Origin of the sequence: Xanthomonas sp. DAR 35659 (assembly GCF_041242975.1) — a bacterium.
Classification (GTDB): domain Bacteria; phylum Pseudomonadota; class Gammaproteobacteria; order Xanthomonadales; family Xanthomonadaceae; genus Xanthomonas_A; species Xanthomonas_A medicagonis.
In genome coordinates this window covers 4,510,028-4,528,820 of the sequence record NZ_CP162488.1, presented here as the reverse complement: position 1 = coordinate 4,528,820, position 18,793 = coordinate 4,510,028, and the positions used below count along the sequence as shown (strand labels likewise).

Annotated in this window: 12 protein-coding genes; all 12 read left to right on the top strand. The window is 72.7% G+C overall.

Translation table 11 applies throughout. The annotated features are described in order from the left end of the window. The first annotated feature begins 392 nt into the window (after nt 1-392). The 12 genes from AB3X07_RS19110 to xpsN all read left to right on the top strand — a co-directional run bounded on the left by AB3X07_RS19110 (nt 393) and on the right by xpsN (nt 18,789). Nucleotides 393-7,376 (top strand): ESPR-type extended signal peptide-containing protein, encoded by a 6,984-nt coding sequence (locus AB3X07_RS19110; RefSeq protein ID WP_369940346.1) that lies wholly within the window; start codon nt 393-395, stop codon nt 7,374-7,376. A 161-nt stretch (nt 7,377-7,537) separates the two neighbouring features. Then, nucleotides 7,538-9,433: a S8 family peptidase gene (locus tag AB3X07_RS19105; protein WP_369940344.1), complete on the top strand. Its 1,896-nt coding sequence runs from the start codon at nt 7,538-7,540 to the stop codon at nt 9,431-9,433. A gap of 361 nt (nt 9,434-9,794) precedes the next feature. Beyond that, a complete protein-coding gene (gene gspE, locus AB3X07_RS19100; protein WP_369940342.1) occupies nt 9,795-11,525 on the top strand; it encodes a type II secretion system ATPase GspE in 1,731 nt (576 codons plus the stop codon). A gap of 133 nt (nt 11,526-11,658) precedes the next feature. After that, a complete protein-coding gene (xpsF, locus tag AB3X07_RS19095; RefSeq protein ID WP_369940341.1) occupies nt 11,659-12,873 on the top strand; it encodes a type II secretion system protein XpsF in 1,215 nt (404 codons plus the stop codon). A 358-nt stretch (nt 12,874-13,231) separates the two neighbouring features. Continuing rightward, a complete protein-coding gene (gene gspG / locus AB3X07_RS19090; RefSeq protein WP_369940339.1) occupies nt 13,232-13,672 on the top strand; it encodes a type II secretion system major pseudopilin GspG in 441 nt (146 codons plus the stop codon). Nucleotides 13,673-13,742: 70 nt separating this feature from the next. Next, nucleotides 13,743-14,201: a type II secretion system protein XpsH gene (gene xpsH / locus AB3X07_RS19085; RefSeq protein WP_369944813.1), complete on the top strand. Its 459-nt coding sequence runs from the start codon at nt 13,743-13,745 to the stop codon at nt 14,199-14,201. Next, the gene (gene xpsI, locus AB3X07_RS19080; protein ID WP_369940338.1) at nt 14,198-14,614 is read left to right on the top strand and encodes a type II secretion system protein XpsI; all 417 of its coding nucleotides are present in this window, start codon (nt 14,198-14,200) and stop codon (nt 14,612-14,614) included. The genes xpsH and xpsI overlap by 4 nt, the downstream gene beginning before the upstream one ends. Then, nucleotides 14,611-15,261, top strand: coding sequence for a type II secretion system protein J (locus AB3X07_RS19075; protein ID WP_369940337.1), 651 nt, complete (start codon nt 14,611-14,613; stop codon nt 15,259-15,261). The genes xpsI and AB3X07_RS19075 overlap by 4 nt, the downstream gene beginning before the upstream one ends. Then, the gene (locus AB3X07_RS19070) at nt 15,258-16,112 is read left to right on the top strand and encodes a general secretion pathway protein GspK (protein ID WP_369940335.1); all 855 of its coding nucleotides are present in this window, start codon (nt 15,258-15,260) and stop codon (nt 16,110-16,112) included. The genes AB3X07_RS19075 and AB3X07_RS19070 overlap by 4 nt, the downstream gene beginning before the upstream one ends. Next, a complete protein-coding gene (locus tag AB3X07_RS19065; RefSeq protein WP_369940334.1) occupies nt 16,109-17,233 on the top strand; it encodes a PilN domain-containing protein in 1,125 nt (374 codons plus the stop codon). Before AB3X07_RS19070 ends, AB3X07_RS19065 begins: the two co-directional genes overlap by 4 nt. Beyond that, entirely contained in the window at nt 17,214-18,011 is a 798-nt protein-coding gene (gene gspM / locus AB3X07_RS19060; protein ID WP_369940333.1) for a type II secretion system protein GspM, read from the top strand. Before AB3X07_RS19065 ends, gspM begins: the two co-directional genes overlap by 20 nt. Then, a complete protein-coding gene (gene xpsN / locus AB3X07_RS19055) occupies nt 18,001-18,789 on the top strand; it encodes a type II secretion system protein XpsN (RefSeq protein WP_369940331.1) in 789 nt (262 codons plus the stop codon). Before gspM ends, xpsN begins: the two co-directional genes overlap by 11 nt. Nucleotides 18,790-18,793 lie beyond the last annotated feature (4 nt).

The window sequence follows — 18,793 nt, the reverse complement described above, 5'->3', positions numbered from 1 at the left end:
ACGAGTCAAACCCTTGGCGCGACAGCGAATGCCGCCACCGCTCGGCGTCAACGCTCGGCAAGTGACGTGCCGGGAATTTGGCGGAATGTCTTGTTTTGATTGAATTTTATCCAAAAGTTAACAATTAATTTGCATTTTTGAGGTTTGCATCACTGATTGCGCGGATTTAAGTCAAAAACTTGACGTACTCGAGATACGGGGTTAACACTCGAGACAGTTCCGCATTTCGTCTCGGTTCATCAACGCGCACCGAGCCGCGACTCGCGCAAGCGGGTCGCCCCGAGGTTCCAGGGCATGCGGCGCCAAATACCGACAGGGGGTCGGCCGGCTGGAATGCCGGGCGAGGGTGGCTTTTCTGACCAAAAACCAGCCTATTTGAGGAGCAGCAGTCGATGAATCGGATTTATCGCAAGGTCTGGAACAAGGCATTGGGCATGTGGACCGTGGCCTCGGAACTGGCCAGCGGCGACGCCCGCGGGCAGGTGGTCCGTGAAGGCAGGTCGGGGCGCGCGCAGGGGCTGGCGCTGTCGGCCGCGATCGCCATGGCGCTGGGCGCCGGCGCGGCGGCACTGCCTTCCGCGGCGCACGCGCAAGCACTGCAGATCGGCGACGGCGCCAGCGCCAGCGGCGACTACGCGACCGCGGTCGGCGCCGAAAGCAGCGCCAGCGGCGAGCAGAGCACCGCCACCGGCGCGGCCAGCAACGCCAGCGGCGACGGCAGCGTGGCCAGCGGCACGCTCAGCGAAGCCAGCGGCCTGGAATCCACCGCCCTCGGCTACTACAGCACCGCCCAAGGCACCGGCGCCACCGCGCTGGGTGCCGAGAGCGTCGCCACCGGCGTCGCCAGCGCGGCGCTCGGCCTGGCCGCCAGCGCCGACGCCGACTACGCGACCGCCATCGGCGGCTTCGCCAATGCGGCCGGCCGCAACAGCACCGCGCTGGGCAACGCCGCCGTCGCCCAGGGCGAGAACAGCGTGGCGCTGGGCGCCGATGCGGTGGCCGATCGCGACGACAGCGTGTCGGTCGGTAGCGCCGGCAAGGAGCGCCAGATCACCAACGTCGCCGCCGGCACCGAGGCCACCGACGCGGTCAACGTGGCGCAACTGGACGCGGTCAAGCAGACCGCCGACACCACCGCCAAGTATTTCCAGTCCAGCGGCAGCGCCGACAGCGATGCCGGCGCCTATGTCGAGGGCGACAACGCACTGGCCGCCGGCGAAGCCGCCAATGCGATCGGCAACGGCAGCAGCGCGCTCGGCAGCGGCGCCACCAGCATCGGCGGCAATGCCACCGCGGTGGGCAGCAACGCGACCGCGACCGGCGCCTCGGCGACCGCGGTCGGCGGTGCGCTGTCCATCGTCGACGAGAACGGCGAAGTGCTGCTGGAAGGCACCACCAGCGCCGCGGCGCAGGGCGCCAGCGCGTTCGGTGCCGGCGCGCAGGGCAACGGCGCGTTCTCCACCGCGCTGGGAACCGCCGCGCGCGCCGACGGTGTGCAGAGCACGGCCAGCGGCTTCTCGGCCGCGGCCAGCGGTCTGGCCACCACGGCCACCGGCGGCTTCAGCCAGGCCGGCGGCGATTTCGCCTCCGCCTTCGGCTACGGCGCCAATGCCAGCGGCGGCAGCGCCGTGGCGGTGGGCGAATCGAGCCTGGCCAGCGGCGAATCCAGCACGGCGGTCGGCGGCAGCGTGCTCGGCTTCTTCGCCACCGAGGCGCAGGGCGAAGGCGGCTCCGCGTTCGGCGCCGGCGCCTGGGCCAACGGCGCGTTCTCCACCTCGATCGGCTGGCTGAGTTCGGCCGATGGCGACTCCAGCACCGCGCTCGGCGGCGCCTCGTGGGCGCAGGCCGACGACGCCACCGCGCTGGGCTACGGCGCCAAGGCCGCGGCCAGCGGCAGCGTCGCGCTCGGCCAGGGCTCCACCGCCGATCGCGCCGACACGGTCTCGATCGGCAGCGCCGGCAAGGAGCGCCAGATCGCCAACGTCGCCGCCGGCACCGAGGGCACCGACGCGGTGAACCGCGACCAGCTCGATGCGGTCGCCAGCGTCGCCGACGCCACCGCCAAGCATTTCCAGGCCAGCGGCAGCAGCGCCAGCGACGCCGGCGCCTACGTCGAAGGCGACGACGCGCTCGCCGCCGGCGCAGCCGCCAACGCCATCGGCAACGGCAGTACCGCGCTCGGTGGCGGCGCCGACGCGCTCGCCAGCGGCGCCACCGCGGTGGGCAGCGGCGCGGTCGCGGCCGGGCAGAACAGCGCCGCGTTCGGCACCAACGCGCAGGCCACCGGGCCGGCGGCGGTGGCGGTGGGCGGCGTGGCGGTCGACGAGAACGGCGATCCGCTGATCACCAATGGCGGGGTGGCGGTGGAGACCGGCGCCACCAGCGCCGGGGTCGGCGGCACCGCGCTGGGCGCCAGCGCCGATGCCGGCGGTTTCGCCGCCTCGGCGGTGGGCGTGGGCGCCTACGCCAGCGGCGCGCAGGCCTCCGCGTTCGGCGCGGTGGCCAATGCCAGCGGCGACTACGCCACCGCGGTCGGCACGCAGAGCGCGGCGACCGGCGCCAGCAGCGTCGCGGTGGGCGGTCCGGCCGACCTGATCCCGGGCCTGGGCCTGTTCGTGCAGACCCAGGCCAGCGGGCAGAGCGCGGCGGCGTTCGGCGCCGGTGCGATCGCCTCCGGCGACTACAGCGTCGCCAACGGCAGCCTCAGCGAGGCGTCCGGCCTGGAGAGCACCGCACTCGGCTACTTCGCCTATGCGCCGGGCGCCTTCGCCAGCGCGCTCGGCGCCGAGTCCTGGGCCAGCGGCGCCAACAGCACCGCGCTCGGCTACTACAGCACCGCGCTCGCCGCCGACAGCGTGGCGCTGGGCGCGAACTCGGTCGCCCGCCGCGCCAACACGGTGTCGGTCGGCGATGCAGGCAGCGAGCGGCAGATCGTCAACGTCGCCGCCGGTACCCAGGCCACCGATGCGGTCAACGTGGCGCAGCTGGACGCGGTGAAGCAGACCGCCGAGTCCACCGCGAAGTTCTTCACCGCCGGCGGCAGCGGCACGGTCGGCGCCTATGCCGACGGCGAGGGCGCACTGGCCGCGGGCGATGCGGCCAATGCCTACGGCGCCGGCGCGGCCGCCTACGGCAGCGGCGCTGCGGCGATGGGCGACAACGCCGTCGCGCTCGGCAACGGCAGCAGCGCCGGCGGGACCGGCGCCACCGCGATCGGCGGCCAGGGCCAGGCCTTCGACCAGTACAACCAGCCGATCGTCGATGCCGACGGCAACGCGCAACTGATCGGCGCCAACGCCGGCGAGAACGCCACCGCGCTCGGCGCCGGTGCGCAGGCCACCGGAGCGCAGGCCACCGCCACCGGCTACGGCGCGCAGGCCACCGGCGACCACAGCACCGCCGGCGGCTACAAGGCGCGCGCGACCGGCAGCTACAGCCTGGCGCAGGGCGACAACGCCTGGGCCAGCGGCGACGACGCCACCGCCAGCGGCGCCTATGCCTGGGCCACCGCCGATGGCGCCTCGGCGTTCGGCGCTTCGGCGTGGGCGACCGGCACCAACGCCTCGGCGTTTGGCACCGGCGCCTGGGCCAGCGGCAGCGGCGCCACCTCGGTCGGCTTCAACAGCTGGGCGCCGGGCCTCAGCGCCACCGCGGTCGGCCGCGGCGCGTTCGGCTACGGCAACTACAGCGTGGCGATGGGCTTCCAGGCGCTGGGCAATCAGGTCAACACGATCGCGCTGGGCACCAACAGCCTGGCCGATGCGGAAAGCGCGGTGGCGATCGGCGCCGGCAGCGAGGCGACCGCGTCCAATGCGGTGGCGCTGGGCGCGGGTTCCGTCGCCGACCGCGCCGACAGCGTGTCGGTGGGCAGTGCCGGCAACGCGCGCCAGATCACCAACGTCGCCGCCGGCACCGAGGCCACCGACGCGGTCAACGTGGCGCAGCTGGACGCGGTCAAGCAGACCGCCGCAACCACCAGCAAGTACTTCCAGGCCAGTGGCAGCGACGCCAGCGATGCCGGTGCGCTGGTCGACGGCGACGATGCGCTGGCCGCCGGCGAAGCGGCCAACGCGATCGGCGACGGCAGCACCGCGCTCGGCGGCGGCGCCAATGCGCTGGCCGCCGGGGCCACCGCGATCGGCTTCAACGCCGTGTCCAGCGGCAGCGACGCGGTTGCGCTGGGCAGTGCCAGCCAGGCGCTGGGCCAGGACAGCATCGCCATCGGCAATGGCGCGCTGGCTGCGGACATCGGGGCCACTGCGAGCGGTGCCGGCGCGCAGGCCAGCGCCACCTACGCCACGGCGGTCGGCAACGAGGCCGTGGCCTCGGACAACCAGGCCACCGCCACCGGCTTCCGCAGCACCGCCTCGGGCACCGGGGCCACCGCGCTGGGCGGTTACAGCGAGGCGACCGGTTACCTGTCCTCGGCACTGGGCTATGGCGCGCTCGCCTCCGGCAGCTACGGCACCGCGGTCGGCGTGTCCTCCACCGCTTCCGGTAGCGGCAGCGTGGCGGTGGGCGAGTACAGCGTGGCCTCCGGCGAGGAGAGCGTGGCGGTCGGCGGCACCTCGTTCTTCGGGCTGATTCCGGCCGAGGCGTCCGGTGCGAATGCGTCGGCGTTCGGCGCCGGCGCCGGCGCCACCGCCGACTTCAGCACCGCCATCGGCAGCCTGAGCTACGCCAGCGCCAGCGATTCCAGCGCCTTCGGCTACGGCGCCTATGCCTCGGCCAGCAACAGCGTGGCGCTGGGCGCGGCGTCGGAGGCCGACCGCGACAACACGGTGTCGGTGGGCAGCGCCGGCAGCGAGCGGCAGATCACCAACGTCGCCGCCGGTACCGAGGCCACCGACGCGGTCAACGTCGCGCAGCTGGACGCGGTCAAGCAATCGGCCGACGCGACCGGCAAGCAGTTCAAGGCCAGCGGTGGCGACACCGCCGCCGACGACGTCGGCAGCTACGTCGAGGGCAACTACGCCACCGCCGCCGGCGAGGCGTCCAACGCCTACGGCACCGGCGCCTCGGCGTTCGGCAGCGGCGCGCTGGCCGGCGCGCAGTACGCCACCGCGTCCGGCTACAACGCCACCGCCACCGGCGAGTCCAGCACCGCGATCGGCGGCTCGCTGTACTACACCGACGCCGACGGCAATGTGCTGCTCGACGGCACCACCACCGCCAGCGAAGCCGGCGCCACCGCGCTCGGCGCGGGCGCGCAGGCCACCGCTGCGTTCAGCAGCGCCAGCGGCGCCGGCGCCAGCGCCAGCGGCGTGCAGGCCACCGCCAGCGGCTACAAGGCCGAGGCCGCGACCGACTACAGCACCGCGGTCGGTGCCTTCAGCAGCGCCAGCGGCACCCGCACCAGCGCGTTCGGCTACGGCGCGGCGGCGGCGGGCGACTATGCCTCGGCGCTGGGCTGGGGCAGCACCGCGTCCGGCGCGTACGCGTCGGCGTTGGGCCATAGCGCCCGCGCCACCGGCGAGGACGCCACCGCGCTCGGCGCCTCGGCCTGGGCCACCGCGGCGCAGGCCACGGCGGTGGGCCAGTTCGCCTGGGCGACCGTGCAGGGCGGCACCGCGATCGGCCAGGACGCGTACGCCTACAGCGGCATCAACGCCACCGCGCTCGGCACCAGCGCCTGGGCCAACGGCGCCAACAGCGTCGCGCTCGGCGCCGGTTCGCGCGCCAGCGAAGCCAACGTGGTGTCGGTGGGCGGCGGCAACGGGGTCAGTGCGCCGGCCACGCGCCGCATCACCAATGTCGGTGCGGCGCTGAACGCCAACGATGCGGTGAACAAGGCGCAGCTCGACGCGGTGGCCGCGGCCGCCGGCGAAACCAGCGCGGCGTTCCAGAGCTCGGGCAGCGGGGTGGCCAGCGCCAGCGGCGCGAACAGCACCGCGGCCGGTGCCGGCGCCAGTGCCAGCGGCCTGCGCAGCACCGCGCTGGGCGTGGCCAGCGTCGCCAGCGGCGCCGGCGCGACCGCCTCGGGCGCCAGCAGTTCGGCGAGCGGCGCGCGCAGCACCGCGATCGGCCTGCAGACCAATGCGATCGGCGAGAACGGCGTGGCGCTGGGCTACAACAGCTTCGTCCGCAACAGCGGCAGCAACGGCGTGGCGATCGGCGCCAACGCCGGCGTGTCGGCCGACAATGCGGTCGCGCTGGGTGCCGGTTCGCGCGTCTACGAGGCCGACACGGTGTCGCTGGGCAGCGGCAACGGCCGCGGCGGCCCGGCCACGCGGCGCATCGTCAACCTGACCGCGGGCAGAGTCGCCGCCGGCAGCACCGAGGCGATCAACGGCAGCCAGCTGTACCAGTCGCTGAGCAACATGGCCGCGTTCCTGGGTGGCGGTGCCGGGCTTGGCGCGCAAGGCGTGTTCGTGGCGCCGACCTACCTGATCCAGGGCGCCAGCTACAGCAACGTCGGCGATGCGCTGGCCGCGCTGGACACCAAGGTCAGCGAGCTGGATGCGCGTGGCACGGGCACGGCCAGCGTGTCGCGCAGTGCGCGGATGGCCAGCGCCACGGTCGCGGCGCCCGCGGCGGCGCAGGACACGGCGCAGGCGGGGACTTCGACGGCCACTGTGTCGGGCAGCCCGTCCGCCGCGCAGGTCGGGACCAGCGCCGTGGCCGATGCCGGCGGCGGCGCCACCGCGGTCGGTACCGCCGCGCGCGCCAACGACGTCACCGGCACCGCGATCGGCGGCAGCGCCTATGCGCACGGCCCCAACGACACCGCGATCGGCAGCAACGCCAAGGTCAACGCCGACGGCAGCACCGCGGTGGGCGCCAACAGCCACATCGCCGCGGTGGCGACCAACGCGGTGGCGATGGGCGAGGGTGCCAGCGTCAGCGCCGCCTCGGGCACCGCGCTCGGCCAGGGGGCCAGCGCCACGGCGCAGGGGGCGGTCGCGCTGGGCCAGGGCTCGGTCGCCGACCGCGCCAACACGGTGTCGGTGGGCAGCGCCGGCAACGAGCGTCAGGTCGCCAATGTCGCCGCCGGCACCCGCGCCACCGATGCGGTCAACAAGGGCCAGCTGGACAACGGCGTGGCTACCGCCAAGGCGTACACCGACACGCGCTTCAACACCATGGCCGACAGCTTCGATGTGCTGCGCGGCGACGTGGATGCGCGGTTGCGCGACCAGGACCGCCGCATCGACCGGCAGGGCGCGATGAGCGCGGCGATGCTCAACATGGCCACCAGCGCCGCGGGCATCCGGACCCAGAACCGGGTCGGCGCCGGCGTCGGCTTCCAGAACGGCGAGTCGGCGCTGTCGGTGGGCTACCAGCGCGCCTTCAGCGACCGCGCCACGCTGACCATCGGCGGCGCGTTCAGCGGCGACGACAGCTCGGTCGGCATCGGCGCCGGTTTCGGCTGGTGAGGCATCGCGGACGGCGGCAAGCGCCGCCGTCCGTCACAGACATGGCCTGAGGGGGCAGACCAAAGGACCTTGGCTGGGCCGGCCAACGGATTCGGGAAAAAGGAGTTCTTCTACGGCCGCAACTGTCGCCTGATCCACGAAACTTTGAAGAGGACGTCAACGTGATCGACAAGCAAAATCCCCGTATCAATGCCATCGCCGCCGCCATGCTGATGATGTCGCTGGGCGCGTCCAGCGCGTACGCGGCCGGTGCCGCGTCGTCGCTGCCGGTCAAGGAGCCGAGCGCGTCCGCGCCGGCCGACGCGGTGACCTCCAACCGCATCCTGGTGCGCTACAACGCCGGCACCGCCGCGGCCAGCGACCGCAGCGCCAAGCTGTCGACGGTGCAGTCGGCGGTGGGCCGCGCCAGCCTCGGCGGCGGCAACGGCATCTCGCGCGCGGCCGCGGCCAGCGTGCGCGCCGAGTACGTGCGCACCCTGGGCATCGGCGCGGACCTGATCCGCCTGACCGGCAAGCTGAGCAAGGCCGACCTGGACAAGGTGGTGGCGGAGATCGCCGCCGACCCGGCGGTGAAGTACGCGCAGGTCGACGCCAAGCTGCGGCCGGTGGAACTGCTGCGGGCCAAGACGCAGGTGCAGCCGCAACTGGTGCCCAACGATCCGCTGTACGCGCAGTACCAGTGGCACTACAGCAACGCCACCGGCGGCATCAATGCGCCGTCGGCCTGGGACGTGTCCAAGGGCGACGGCGTGGTGGTCGCGGTGCTGGATACCGGCATCCTGCCGAACCACCCGGACGTGGCGGTGAACCTGCTGCAGGGCTACGACTTCATCTCCGACGCGGAGACCTCGCGGCGTCCGACCGACGCGCGCGTGCCCGGCGCGCTCGACTACGGCGACTGGGTCGAGAACGACAACGAGTGCTACGCCGGCTCGCTGGCCGACGACAGCTCCTGGCACGGCACCCACGTGGCCGGAACGGTGGCCGAAGCCACCAACAACGGCGTCGGCATGGCCGGCGTGGCGCCCAACGCCACGGTGCTGCCGGTGCGCGTGCTGGGCAAGTGCGGCGGCTACACCTCCGACATCGCCGACGCCATCGTCTGGGCGTCCGGCGGGACCGTGGCCGGCGTGCCGGCCAACCAGAACCCGGCCGAGATCATCAACATGAGCCTGGGCGGCGGCGGCGCCTGCGACAGCGCCACCCAGGACGCGATCAACGGCGCGGTGTCGCGCGGGACCACCGTGGTGGTGGCCGCCGGCAACAGCAGCGGCAATGCCGCCAACTTCAGCCCGGCCAGCTGCGACAACGTGATCGCGGTCGGCGCCACCCGCATCACCGGCGGCATCACCTACTACTCCAACTACGGCGCCAAGGTCGATCTGTCCGGCCCGGGCGGCGGCGGCAGCGTCGACGGCAATCCGGGCGGCTACATCTGGCAGACCGGCTACAGCGGCACGACCACGCCGACCTCCGGCAACTACACCTACATGGGCCTGGGCGGCACCTCGATGGCCTCGCCGCACGTGGCCGCGGTGGCGGCGCTGGTGCAGAGCGCGCTGATCGCCGCGGACAAGGCGCCGCTGACTCCGGCCGCGCTGGAGACCTTGCTCAAGCAGACCGCGCGTCCGTTCCCGGTGTCGATCCCGACCAGCACGCCGATCGGCACCGGTATCCTCGACGCCAAGGCCGCGCTGGCCAAGGCGCTGGAAGAGCCGTGCGATCCGGACACCGAGCAGTGCGCGCCGCCGGCGACGGCGTTGACCAACAAGGTCGTGGTCTCCGGGTTGACCGGCGCGGCCGGCAACGAGACGCTGTACAGCTTCCAGGCCGAAGCCGGCGCGGTGCTGAGCTTCCTCACCTACGGCGGCAGCGGCAACGTGTCGCTGTACGTGAGCTTCGACAAGGAGCCCACTAGCAGCAGCTACGACGCTAAGTCGGCCCGCCCGGGCAACAACGAGACGGTGCGCTTCACCGCGCCGCAGGCCGGGACGTACTACATCAAGCTGGTCGGCACGACGGCGTACAGCGGCGTCAGCCTGGTCGCTCGCCAGTAACGGGAGCGAAGGACGGCGCCGTTCGCGGCGCCGCAGGTCACCCAGAAGACCCGGCTACGGCCGGGTCTTCTGCGTCCGCGCGGCAAAAACGTCCTGTTCCCGCAGCGCCTGTCGCAGATGCGCCGTGCGAGGATCGGCACGGCCTTGGGCGGTCCTGTATGGGCGTGAGCGAGCGGTGGTCGCCACGTGCCGCCGTGCGCGCCGCGCCGCAATCGGCCATGCTGCGCACCGCGCGTGTCATGCCGATGACCGTGCGTCGTGCAGCCGTGGCCTCGTAGACAGTCGCGGCGGCCGCCGCGACCGGGGTGGGCGGCAGGTCGCGCCGAACTGCTAAAGTCGCCGCACGCTCTGGAGGGATTGTGTGAACGCGCTCGTCAAGGACACTGTCGCCGCTGCCGATACGCCCGAGGCGCGCATCGTCGATGCGTTGCTGGCCAAGGGCCGGCTCAAGGAAGGCGACCTGCTGCGCGCGCGCCAGTTGCAGCGCGAATCCGGCGGCAGCCTGCTGTCGCTGCTGGCGCGGCTGGGGCTGGTCTCCGAGCGCGACCACGCCGAGGTCAGCGCCGAGGTCCTGGGCCTGCCGCTGCTCGATGCCAAGCAATTGCCGGCCACCGCGCCGGAGAACCTGCCCGAGGCGCAGCCGCTGTCGCTGCGTTTCCTCAAGCAGTTCCACGTGTGCCCGCTGGGCGAGCGCGACGGCGCGCTGGAACTGTGGATGTCCGATCCGCACGAACCCTATGCGGCCGACGCGGTGCGCCTGGCCACCGGGCTGCAGGTGGTGCCGCGGATCGGCCTGCGCTCGGAGATCGACGACCTGATCGAGCGCTGGTTCGGCCAGGGCCGCAGCGCGATGGGCGCGATCGTGGAAACCGCCGACGGCGACAGCGTCGCCGCCGACGACATCGAGCACCTGCGCGACCTGGCCTCCGAGGCGCCGGTGATCCGCCTGGTCAACCTGGTGATCCAGCGCGCGGTGGAGTTGCGCGCCTCGGACATCCACATCGAGCCGTTCGAGAGCCGGCTGAAGGTGCGCTACCGCGTCGACGGCGTGCTGATCGACGGCGAGAGCCCGCCGGCCAACCTGACCGCGGCGGTGATCAGCCGCGTCAAGATCATGGCCAAGCTCAACATCGCCGAGCGCCGCCTGCCGCAGGACGGCCGCATCATGCTGCGGGTGCAGGGCAAGGAACTGGACCTGCGTGTGAGCACGGTGCCGACCGCGCACGGCGAGAGCGTGGTGATGCGCCTGCTCGACCGCGAGACCGTGGTGTTCGACTTCCACCGGCTCGGCTTCACCGATGCGTTCCTGCCGCAGTTCCGCAGGGTGCTGGAGCAGCCGCACGGCATCCTGCTGGTCACCGGTCCCACCGGCTCGGGCAAGACCACCACGCTGTACACCGCGCTGAGCCAGCTCAACACCGCCGACGTCAAGATCATCACCGTCGAGGACCCGGTCGAGTACCAGATCGAGGGCATCAACCAGATCCAGGCCAAGCCGCAGATCGGCCTGGATTTCTCGCATGCGCTGCGCAGCATCGTGCGTCAGGACCCGGACATCATCATGATCGGCGAAATGCGCGACCTGGAAACCGCGCGCATCGCGATCCAGTCGGCGCTGACCGGCCACCTGGTGCTGTCCACCCTGCACACCAACAACGCCGCCGGCGGCATCACCCGCCTGCTCGACATGGGCGTGGAGGACTATCTGCTGACCTCCACGATCAACGGCATCCTCGCCCAGCGCCTGGTGCGGCGGCTGGAGCCGACCCATGCCGAGCGCTATGCGGCCTCGCCGGAGGAGATCGAGAAGTTCGACCTGCGCCGGCTGCAGCCCGACGGCGAGATCTTCCTGTACCGCCCGCGGCCGTCGGCGATCGCGCCGACCGGCTACCTGGGCCGCACCACGATCATGGAATTCCTGGTCATGAACGACGCGCTGCGGCGCGCGGTGATGCGCCACGCCGGCATGGGCGAGATCGAGCAACTGGCGCGCGAGGCCGGCATGCGCACCATGTACGAGGACGGCCTGAGCAAGGCGCTCAGCGGCCAGACCACGATCGAGGAAGTGCTGCGCGTGACGGAGGAAACCTGATGCGCGCGGCACGCGGCGCGGCTGTGGCAGTGGGTCATTCCGCCATCGGTTGGCGGCAACCGCGCGCTTGCGCCGGGGTCGCGCACGATGCGCTTGCCGATTCCCGATTCCCCATTCCCGATTCCCAGCCCTGATGCCCCTGTACCGCTACAAGGCGCTGGATTCGCACGGCGAGATCCTGGAAGGCCAGATGGAGGCCGCCAGCGACGCCGAGGTGGCGCTGCGCCTGCAGGAACAGGGGCACATGCCGATGGAGGCGCGGCTCGCCGCGCAGGGCGGCGGCACCTCGCTGCGCAGCCTGTTCCGGCCCAAGCCGTTCGACGGCACCGCGCTGGTGCAGTTCACCCAGCAACTGGCGACCCTGCTCGGCGCGGGCCAGCCGCTGGACCGCGCGCTGTCGATCCTGCTGGAACTGCCGGAGGACGAGCGCTCTAAGCGCACCGTCGGCGACATCCGCGACGCGGTACGCGGCGGCGCGCCGTTGTCGGTGGCGCTGGAGCGCCAGCACGGGCTGTTCTCGCGCCTGTACATCAACATGGTGCGTGCCGGCGAGGCCGGCGGCAATCTGCACGACACGCTGCAGCGGCTGGCCGAATATCTGGAACGCAGCCGCGAACTGAAAGGCCGGGTGATCAACGCGCTGATCTATCCGGCGATCCTGGTCAGCGTGGTCGGCTGCGCGCTGCTGTTCTTGCTCGGCTACGTGGTGCCGCAGTTCGCGCAGATGTACGAGAGCCTGGACGTGGCCCTGCCGTGGTTCACCCAGGCGGTGCTGAGCGTGGGCCTGTTCGTGCGCGACTGGTGGATCGTGCTGCTGATCGTGCCGGCGGTGCTGGCGCTGGCGGTGGACCGCAAGCGCCGCGATCCGGCCTTCCGTGCCGCGTTCGACGCCTGGTTGCTGAAGCAGCGCTTCGTCGGCGGGCTGATCGTGCGGCTGGAAACCGCGCGCCTGACCCGTACCCTGGGCACCTTGCTGCGCAACGGCGTGCCGCTGCTGGCCGCGCTGGGCATCTCGCGCAACGTGCTGTCGAACCTGGCGCTGACCGCAGACCTCGGTGGCGCCGCCGACGACGTCAAGAACGGCCATGGGTTGTCGGTGTCGCTGGCCAAGGGCAAGCGCTTTCCGCGCCTGGCGCTGCAGATGATCCAGGTCGGCGAGGAATCCGGCGCCCTGGACACGATGCTGCTCAAGACCGCCGACACCTTCGAGCAGGAAACCGCGCAGGCGATCGACCGCATGCTCGCCGCGCTGGTGCCGCTGATCACCCTGGTCCTGGCCTCGGTCGTGGGCCTGGTGATCATTTCCGTCCTCGTTCCGCTGTACGACCTGACCAATGCGATTGGGTGAGGTGCCACGCTCATGCGCCATGGCGCATGTGGCGCCGAACGCCCGGCCATGGATGGCCGGGCCGGTGTGTCCGCAGCCGGTAACGCAACGCCATGGACGACAGCGGCGTTGCCGGAAGCATCCGCGCTACACGCCATGGCGCATGCGGCGCCGAACGCCCGGCCAAGCAGGGCCTGGCCCCCAGTCCGCCACCCCGGCAAGGCCACTGACATGACAGTGGCATCGCCACCGCGCACCATGGTTCCGGTCACGCCGGGACCGACGTGCATGAAGCGCGGCTGCACGAGCGGCCCGCCACCGCGGCCATCGGCGCCGCGTTCGGCTACATAAAGGTTTTTCACCGCAAGGATCCGATGCAATGCGCACTCTCCGCCTCCGCTCCCTGACCCGTTCCCCCTCCGCCGCGCACCAGTCGGGCATGAGCCTGCTGGAAATCATCATCGTCATCGTGCTGATCGGCGCGGTGCTGACCCTGGTCGCCAGCCGCGTGCTGGGCGGCGCCGACCGCGGCAAGGCCAATCTGGCCAAGTCGCAGATCCAGACCCTGGCCGGCAAGATCGACAACTACCAGCTCGACACCAACAAGTTGCCGTCCAAGCTCGACGACCTGGTCACCGCGCCGGGCGGCGTCAGCGGCTGGCTCGGCCCGTACGCCAATGCCAGCGACCTGAACGATCCGTGGGGCCACCCGATCGAGTACAGGGTGCCCGGCGACGGCAAGCCGTACGACCTGATCAGCCTCGGCAAGGACGGCCAGCCCGGCGGCAGCAGCTACAACGCCGACATCAAGAACCCGTGATCCCGGCGCCGTGATCCAGGCCCCTGCCCGCAGCCTCCGCGGCGACCCGCATGCGCGCGCCGGCGCGCGCATGCGCATGCGCGGCGTGTCGCTGCTGGAGATGTTGCTGGTGGTGGGCCTGATCGCGATCGCCGCGTTGCTGGCCGCGTCGGTACTCACCGGCGGCATCGACGGCATGCGCCTGCGCTCGTCGGCCAAGGAGATCGCCGCGCAACTGCGCTACACGCGCGCGCAGGCGATCGCGACCGGGCAGCCGCAGCGCTTCCTGATCGATCCGCGCGCGCATCGCTGGCAGGCGCCGAACGGCCGCCACGGCGAGATCCCGCCATCGCTGACGGTGCGCTTCACCGGCGCGCGCCAGGCGCAGCGCCGCGACGACGAAGGCGCGATCCAGTTCTTCGAGGACGGCGCGGCCACCGGCGGGCGCATCGAGCTGCAGACGCGCAAGGCCAGTTGGCGCATCGACGTGGCCTGGCTGACCGGTGAGGTCAAGGTCGGCCGTCCGCCGCAGCAGCAGGGCATGCCATGAAGGCGCAGCGCGGCTACACGCTGATCGAGGTGATCGTGGCGTTCGCGTTGCTGGCGCTGGCGCTGACCTTGTTGCTCGGTTCGCTGTCCGGCGCCGCGCGCCAGGTGCAGCGCGCCGACCAGCTCAGCCGCGCCACGCTGTACGCGCAATCCTTGCTGGCCGCGCAGGGCGTGGAGCAGCCGCTGCAGCCCGGTCGCGAGCAGGGCAGCTTCGAACAGGGCCGCTACCGCTGGACCCTGGACGTGGCGCCGTACGTCGACGCGCGGCGCCCGCCGGACCCGACCATCACGCCGGGCGCGCCGACCCTGCTGCAACTGAATCTGCAGGTGCGCTGGGGCGACGCCCCGGCGCAGGCGCTGCAATGGAAGACGCTGCGCCTGGTCAGCGCGCAGAACGTCGGGGTGCCGCAATGAGTCGCGCGCCGGGACGCACCGCCGCGCGCGGCTTCACCCTGATCGAAGTGCTGCTGGCCACGGTGCTGCTGGTCGGCGGCCTGACCCTGGCCTTCGCCACGCTGCGCTCGGCCACCGCGATCAGCGGCCGCGGCGAAACCATCGCCGGGCGCAGCGAGCGCATGCGCGCGGTGGAAGGCTTCCTGCGCCGGCGCCTGAGCGGTGCGCAGCCCATGGCGCTGGACATCGACAGCAGCACGCTGCAGCCGGTGCGCTTCGTCGGCGAGCCGCAGCGCATGCGCTTCGTCGCCGATCTGCCCGACTACCTGGGCCACGGCGGCCCCTACCTGCACGACCTCGGCGTCAGCGGCGACCGCGGCCAGCAGCGCCTGACCATCGCGCTGGTACAGGTGCAGGCCGGCAAGCAGATCGCCGAGGGCAAGCCACGCGCGCCCGAGCCGCTGGCCGAGGGCCTGCGCCAGGTGCGTTTCCGCTACCGCGGCATCGATCCGGAACGCGGCAGCATCGGTCCGTGGCAGGAACGCTGGGAGACGACCGACCGGTTGCCGCTGCTGGTCTCGATCGAACTGAGCAGCGACGACGGCACGGTCTGGCCGCCGCTGGTGGTGGCCTTGCGCCAGGCCGGCGGCGCGGAGGCGCGGCAATGAGCGCGGTCCGCGTGCGTGGCGCGGCGCTGGTGCTGGTGCTGTGGCTGATCGCGCTGCTGACCGCGCTGATCGGCGCGTTCGCGTTGACCGCGCGCACCGAAGGCCTGCAGGGCAAGGTGCTGGGCGACGGCGCGGCGGCGCAGGAACGCGCCCGCGCCGGGCTGGAATACGCGCTGACCCGGCTCGCCGGCACCCCGACCCAGCCCGGCTGGCGCGTGGACGGGCGCCGCTATCGCTGGCAGTACGAAGGCGCCACGGTCGACCTGCGCATCACCGACGAGAGCGGCAAGGTCGATCTGAACCTGGCCGACGCGCCGCTGCTGGCGGCGCTGGTGCGCGCGGTCGGCGGCGATCCGCAGCGCGCCGACGCCATCGCCGCGGCGATCGTGGACTGGCGCGATCCGGACAATCTCAGCCAGCCCAACGGCGGCGCCGAGGACCCGGACTACGCCGCCGCCGGACGCGCGTACGGGGCCAAGGACGCGCCGTTCGAAAGCCTGGCCGAACTGCAACTGGTACTCGGCATGGACGCGGACCTGTACGCCAAGTTGCTGCCCAACCTGACCCTGTACAGCGGCATCTCGCGCCCGGCGCCGGATTTCGCGCCGGCGCCGGTGCTGACCGCGCTAGGCCTGGACGCGCAGCAGGTGCTGGCGCAGCGCGAGCGCAGCGATCCGGCGCAGGCCGCCGCGTTCGGCGCCGGCGGCGGCACCTACAGCATCGAAAGCCGCGCGCGGCTGGGCAGCGGACGCGAGGCGGTGCTGCGCGCCGTGGTGCGCCCAGGCTCGTCGGCGCTACCGGGCTCCGCCTACACTGTGCTGCGATGGGAAGAGGGATCGACCGTTCGATGACTGCGTGGCGCGACACCATGGAAAAGTTCGGCGTGCGCATCGCGCCCGGTGCCGGGGGCCTGCTGGCCTGGTGGCAGCGTTCGCTGATGGCGTGGCTGCCGCCGCGCTGGCAAGTGCAGCTGGGCTGGTCGCAGGCGCGGCTGCTGCTGTGGCGCGAGGGCGAGCAGTTGCTGGTCGCGCGCCAGCTCGGCGCCGATCTGGGCGCGCCGTTGGCGTTGCCGTGGCCGCTGCTGGCGGCCGACCTGGACGCGGTGCTCGGCCCGCGCCTGGCGGCGTTGCCGCGGGTGTGGATGCTGCCGGCGCACTCCGCGCTGCGGCGCACGCTGCGCCTGCCGGCCGCGGCCGCCGACCATCTGCGCGACGTGGTCCGGTTCGAGATCGATCGGCAGACGCCGTTCCAGGCCGACCAGGTGGTCTACGACGTGCGCCCCGGCGCGCGGCGCGACGACGCCCAGCTCGACGCCGACCTGGTGGTGGCGCCGCGCCGGGTGCTGGACGACCTGCACGAACACGCCGCCACGCTGCGCCCGACCCTGGCCGGGGTCGACGTCGCCGGCGCCGACGGCGTGCCGCTGGGGGTGAACCTGTTGCCGCCGGAACAGCGCCACCGCCGCGCCGATCCGATGCGGCGCTGGAATGCGATCCTGGCCGCGACCGCGCTGCTGGCGCTGTTCGCCGCCGGCTGGCAGTTGCTGGACAACCGCCGCGAGGCGCTGGAGCAGCTGCGCGCGCAGGTGGACAGCAGCGCGCAGCGCGCGCGCGGCGTGGCCGCGCAGCGCCAGCAACTGGTCGATCTGGTCGAAGGCGCGGCGTTCTTCGATCAATTGCGCGCCGAGCGTCCGACCTCGCTGGAAATCTGGAACGAACTGAGCAAGCGCCTGCCCGAGGGCACCTACCTGGAGAAGTTCTCGGTGGAGGGCGACCAGTTGCAACTGATCGGGCTCAGCAGCGAGGCGTCCTCCCTGGTCGGCCGGCTGGAAGGCTCGCCGCTGTGGCGCACGCCCTCGCTGACCGGCGTGCTGCAGGCCGATCCGGGCACCCACCGCGACCGCTTCACCCTCACCGCCGAACTGGCCGGGACCAAGCGCAAGGAGGCCGCCGATGCCGGTGCAGGTCGATAAGCGCGACCGCTGGCTGGCATTGGGGTTGCTGCTGGCGGCGCTGGCGCTGGGCTACCTGGTGCTGGTGCATCCGTGGTGGACCGTGCCGATGCGCGAGGTCGATGCACAGATCCAGGAGCTGCGCCAGCGCGAACTGCGCGTGCGCATGCAGTTGCAGCAGGCGCCGCAGGTGGCGCAGCGGCTGCAGCAGGCGCAACGCGAGCTGGCCACGCGCCCGGGCTTCCTGCGCGAGACCTCGGCCGAACTGGCCTCGGCCGGCCTGGTGCAGCGCCTGGAAAGCGCGGTCGCCACCGCCAGCCCCGGCAACCGCAGCTGCGCGATCAGCAACCGCTCGCCGCTGGCCGCCGACAACCGTCGCGACCGCTTCACCCGGGTCGCGGTGCAGGTGCGGCTGCGCTGCGGCACGCCGGAACTGGCGGCGGTGCTGCATGCGCTGGAAAGCGGCACCCCGGCCTTGTTCGTGGACAACCTCAACGTGATGGCGCAGCGCTACCAGCTCTCGCCGGGCGAGAGCGGCAACGGCCTGGACGTGGCCTTCGAACTGGCCGGCTACCTGCGCCCGAACGCGATGCCGGCGCCGCCCGCCGGCGCGCCGGGCGCGGCCGTCCCGGATGCGGCCGCCGCGCCGACTGCGCCGCCGAACGCACCGGTGATGGATGCCGGCACGCCAGCCGGACCGGGTCCGAGCGAACCCGCGCCGGCGCAGGCGCCATCGCCGCCGCCGGCGAGCGTTCCGCAGCCGCAGCCGCAGCAAGCGGGAGGCACGGATGCGCATTGAAGCGATCGGCCTGCGCAGCGTGTGGCTGGCCACGCTGGCGCTGTGGGGGCTGCTGGTCTGGGTGCTGGGCCTGGCCGGCCTCGGTCAGCGCATCGTGCCGCTGCCCGACGATCCGGCCATGACCCAGCGCCTGCCGGCGCTGCCGGCGGCCGCGCCGCAGCGCCTGGGCGACTATTCGCGCTACGCCGAGATCGCCGCGCGCCCGGTGTTCGCCGAGGATCGCCGGCCGCACCCGTTCTTCCTCAGCGCCGACAACGGCCAGGCCGCCGCGCCCAGCGTGCGCCTGACCGGCGTGCTGCTCACCGACGATTTCAAGATGGCCACGCTGACCACCGAGCAGGGCGAATCGCTGCGCCTGCAGGAAGGCGGCGAGGCGGTGAAGGGCTGGCGCCTGCTGTCGCTGGAACCGCGCCGCGCCGTGGTCAGCGGCAGTGGCGGCAGCCAGACCCTGGAGCTGCGCGTGTTCGACGGCAAGGGCGGGCAGCCGCCGACGCCGCTGGGCCAGGCCGCGCGCGCGGCGGGCATGCCGCCGTTGCCGCCGCCCGCGGCCGGGTCCGGCGGCAACGCGCCGGCCACTCCCGTGCAGAACACCACCGCCGCCGCGCCACCGCAGCAGCCACCGCCGCAGTCGGGCAACGGCGTGCCGCCGGCGAGCGAACCGGCGGCCGCGCCGGCGCCGTCGTCGCAGCAACTGCAGGCCATCCGCGAACGCATCGAAGCCCGCCGCCGGCAGTTGCAGCAGCAGCGCCAGAACAACCCATCAGGTCAGAACCCTTGAAGAG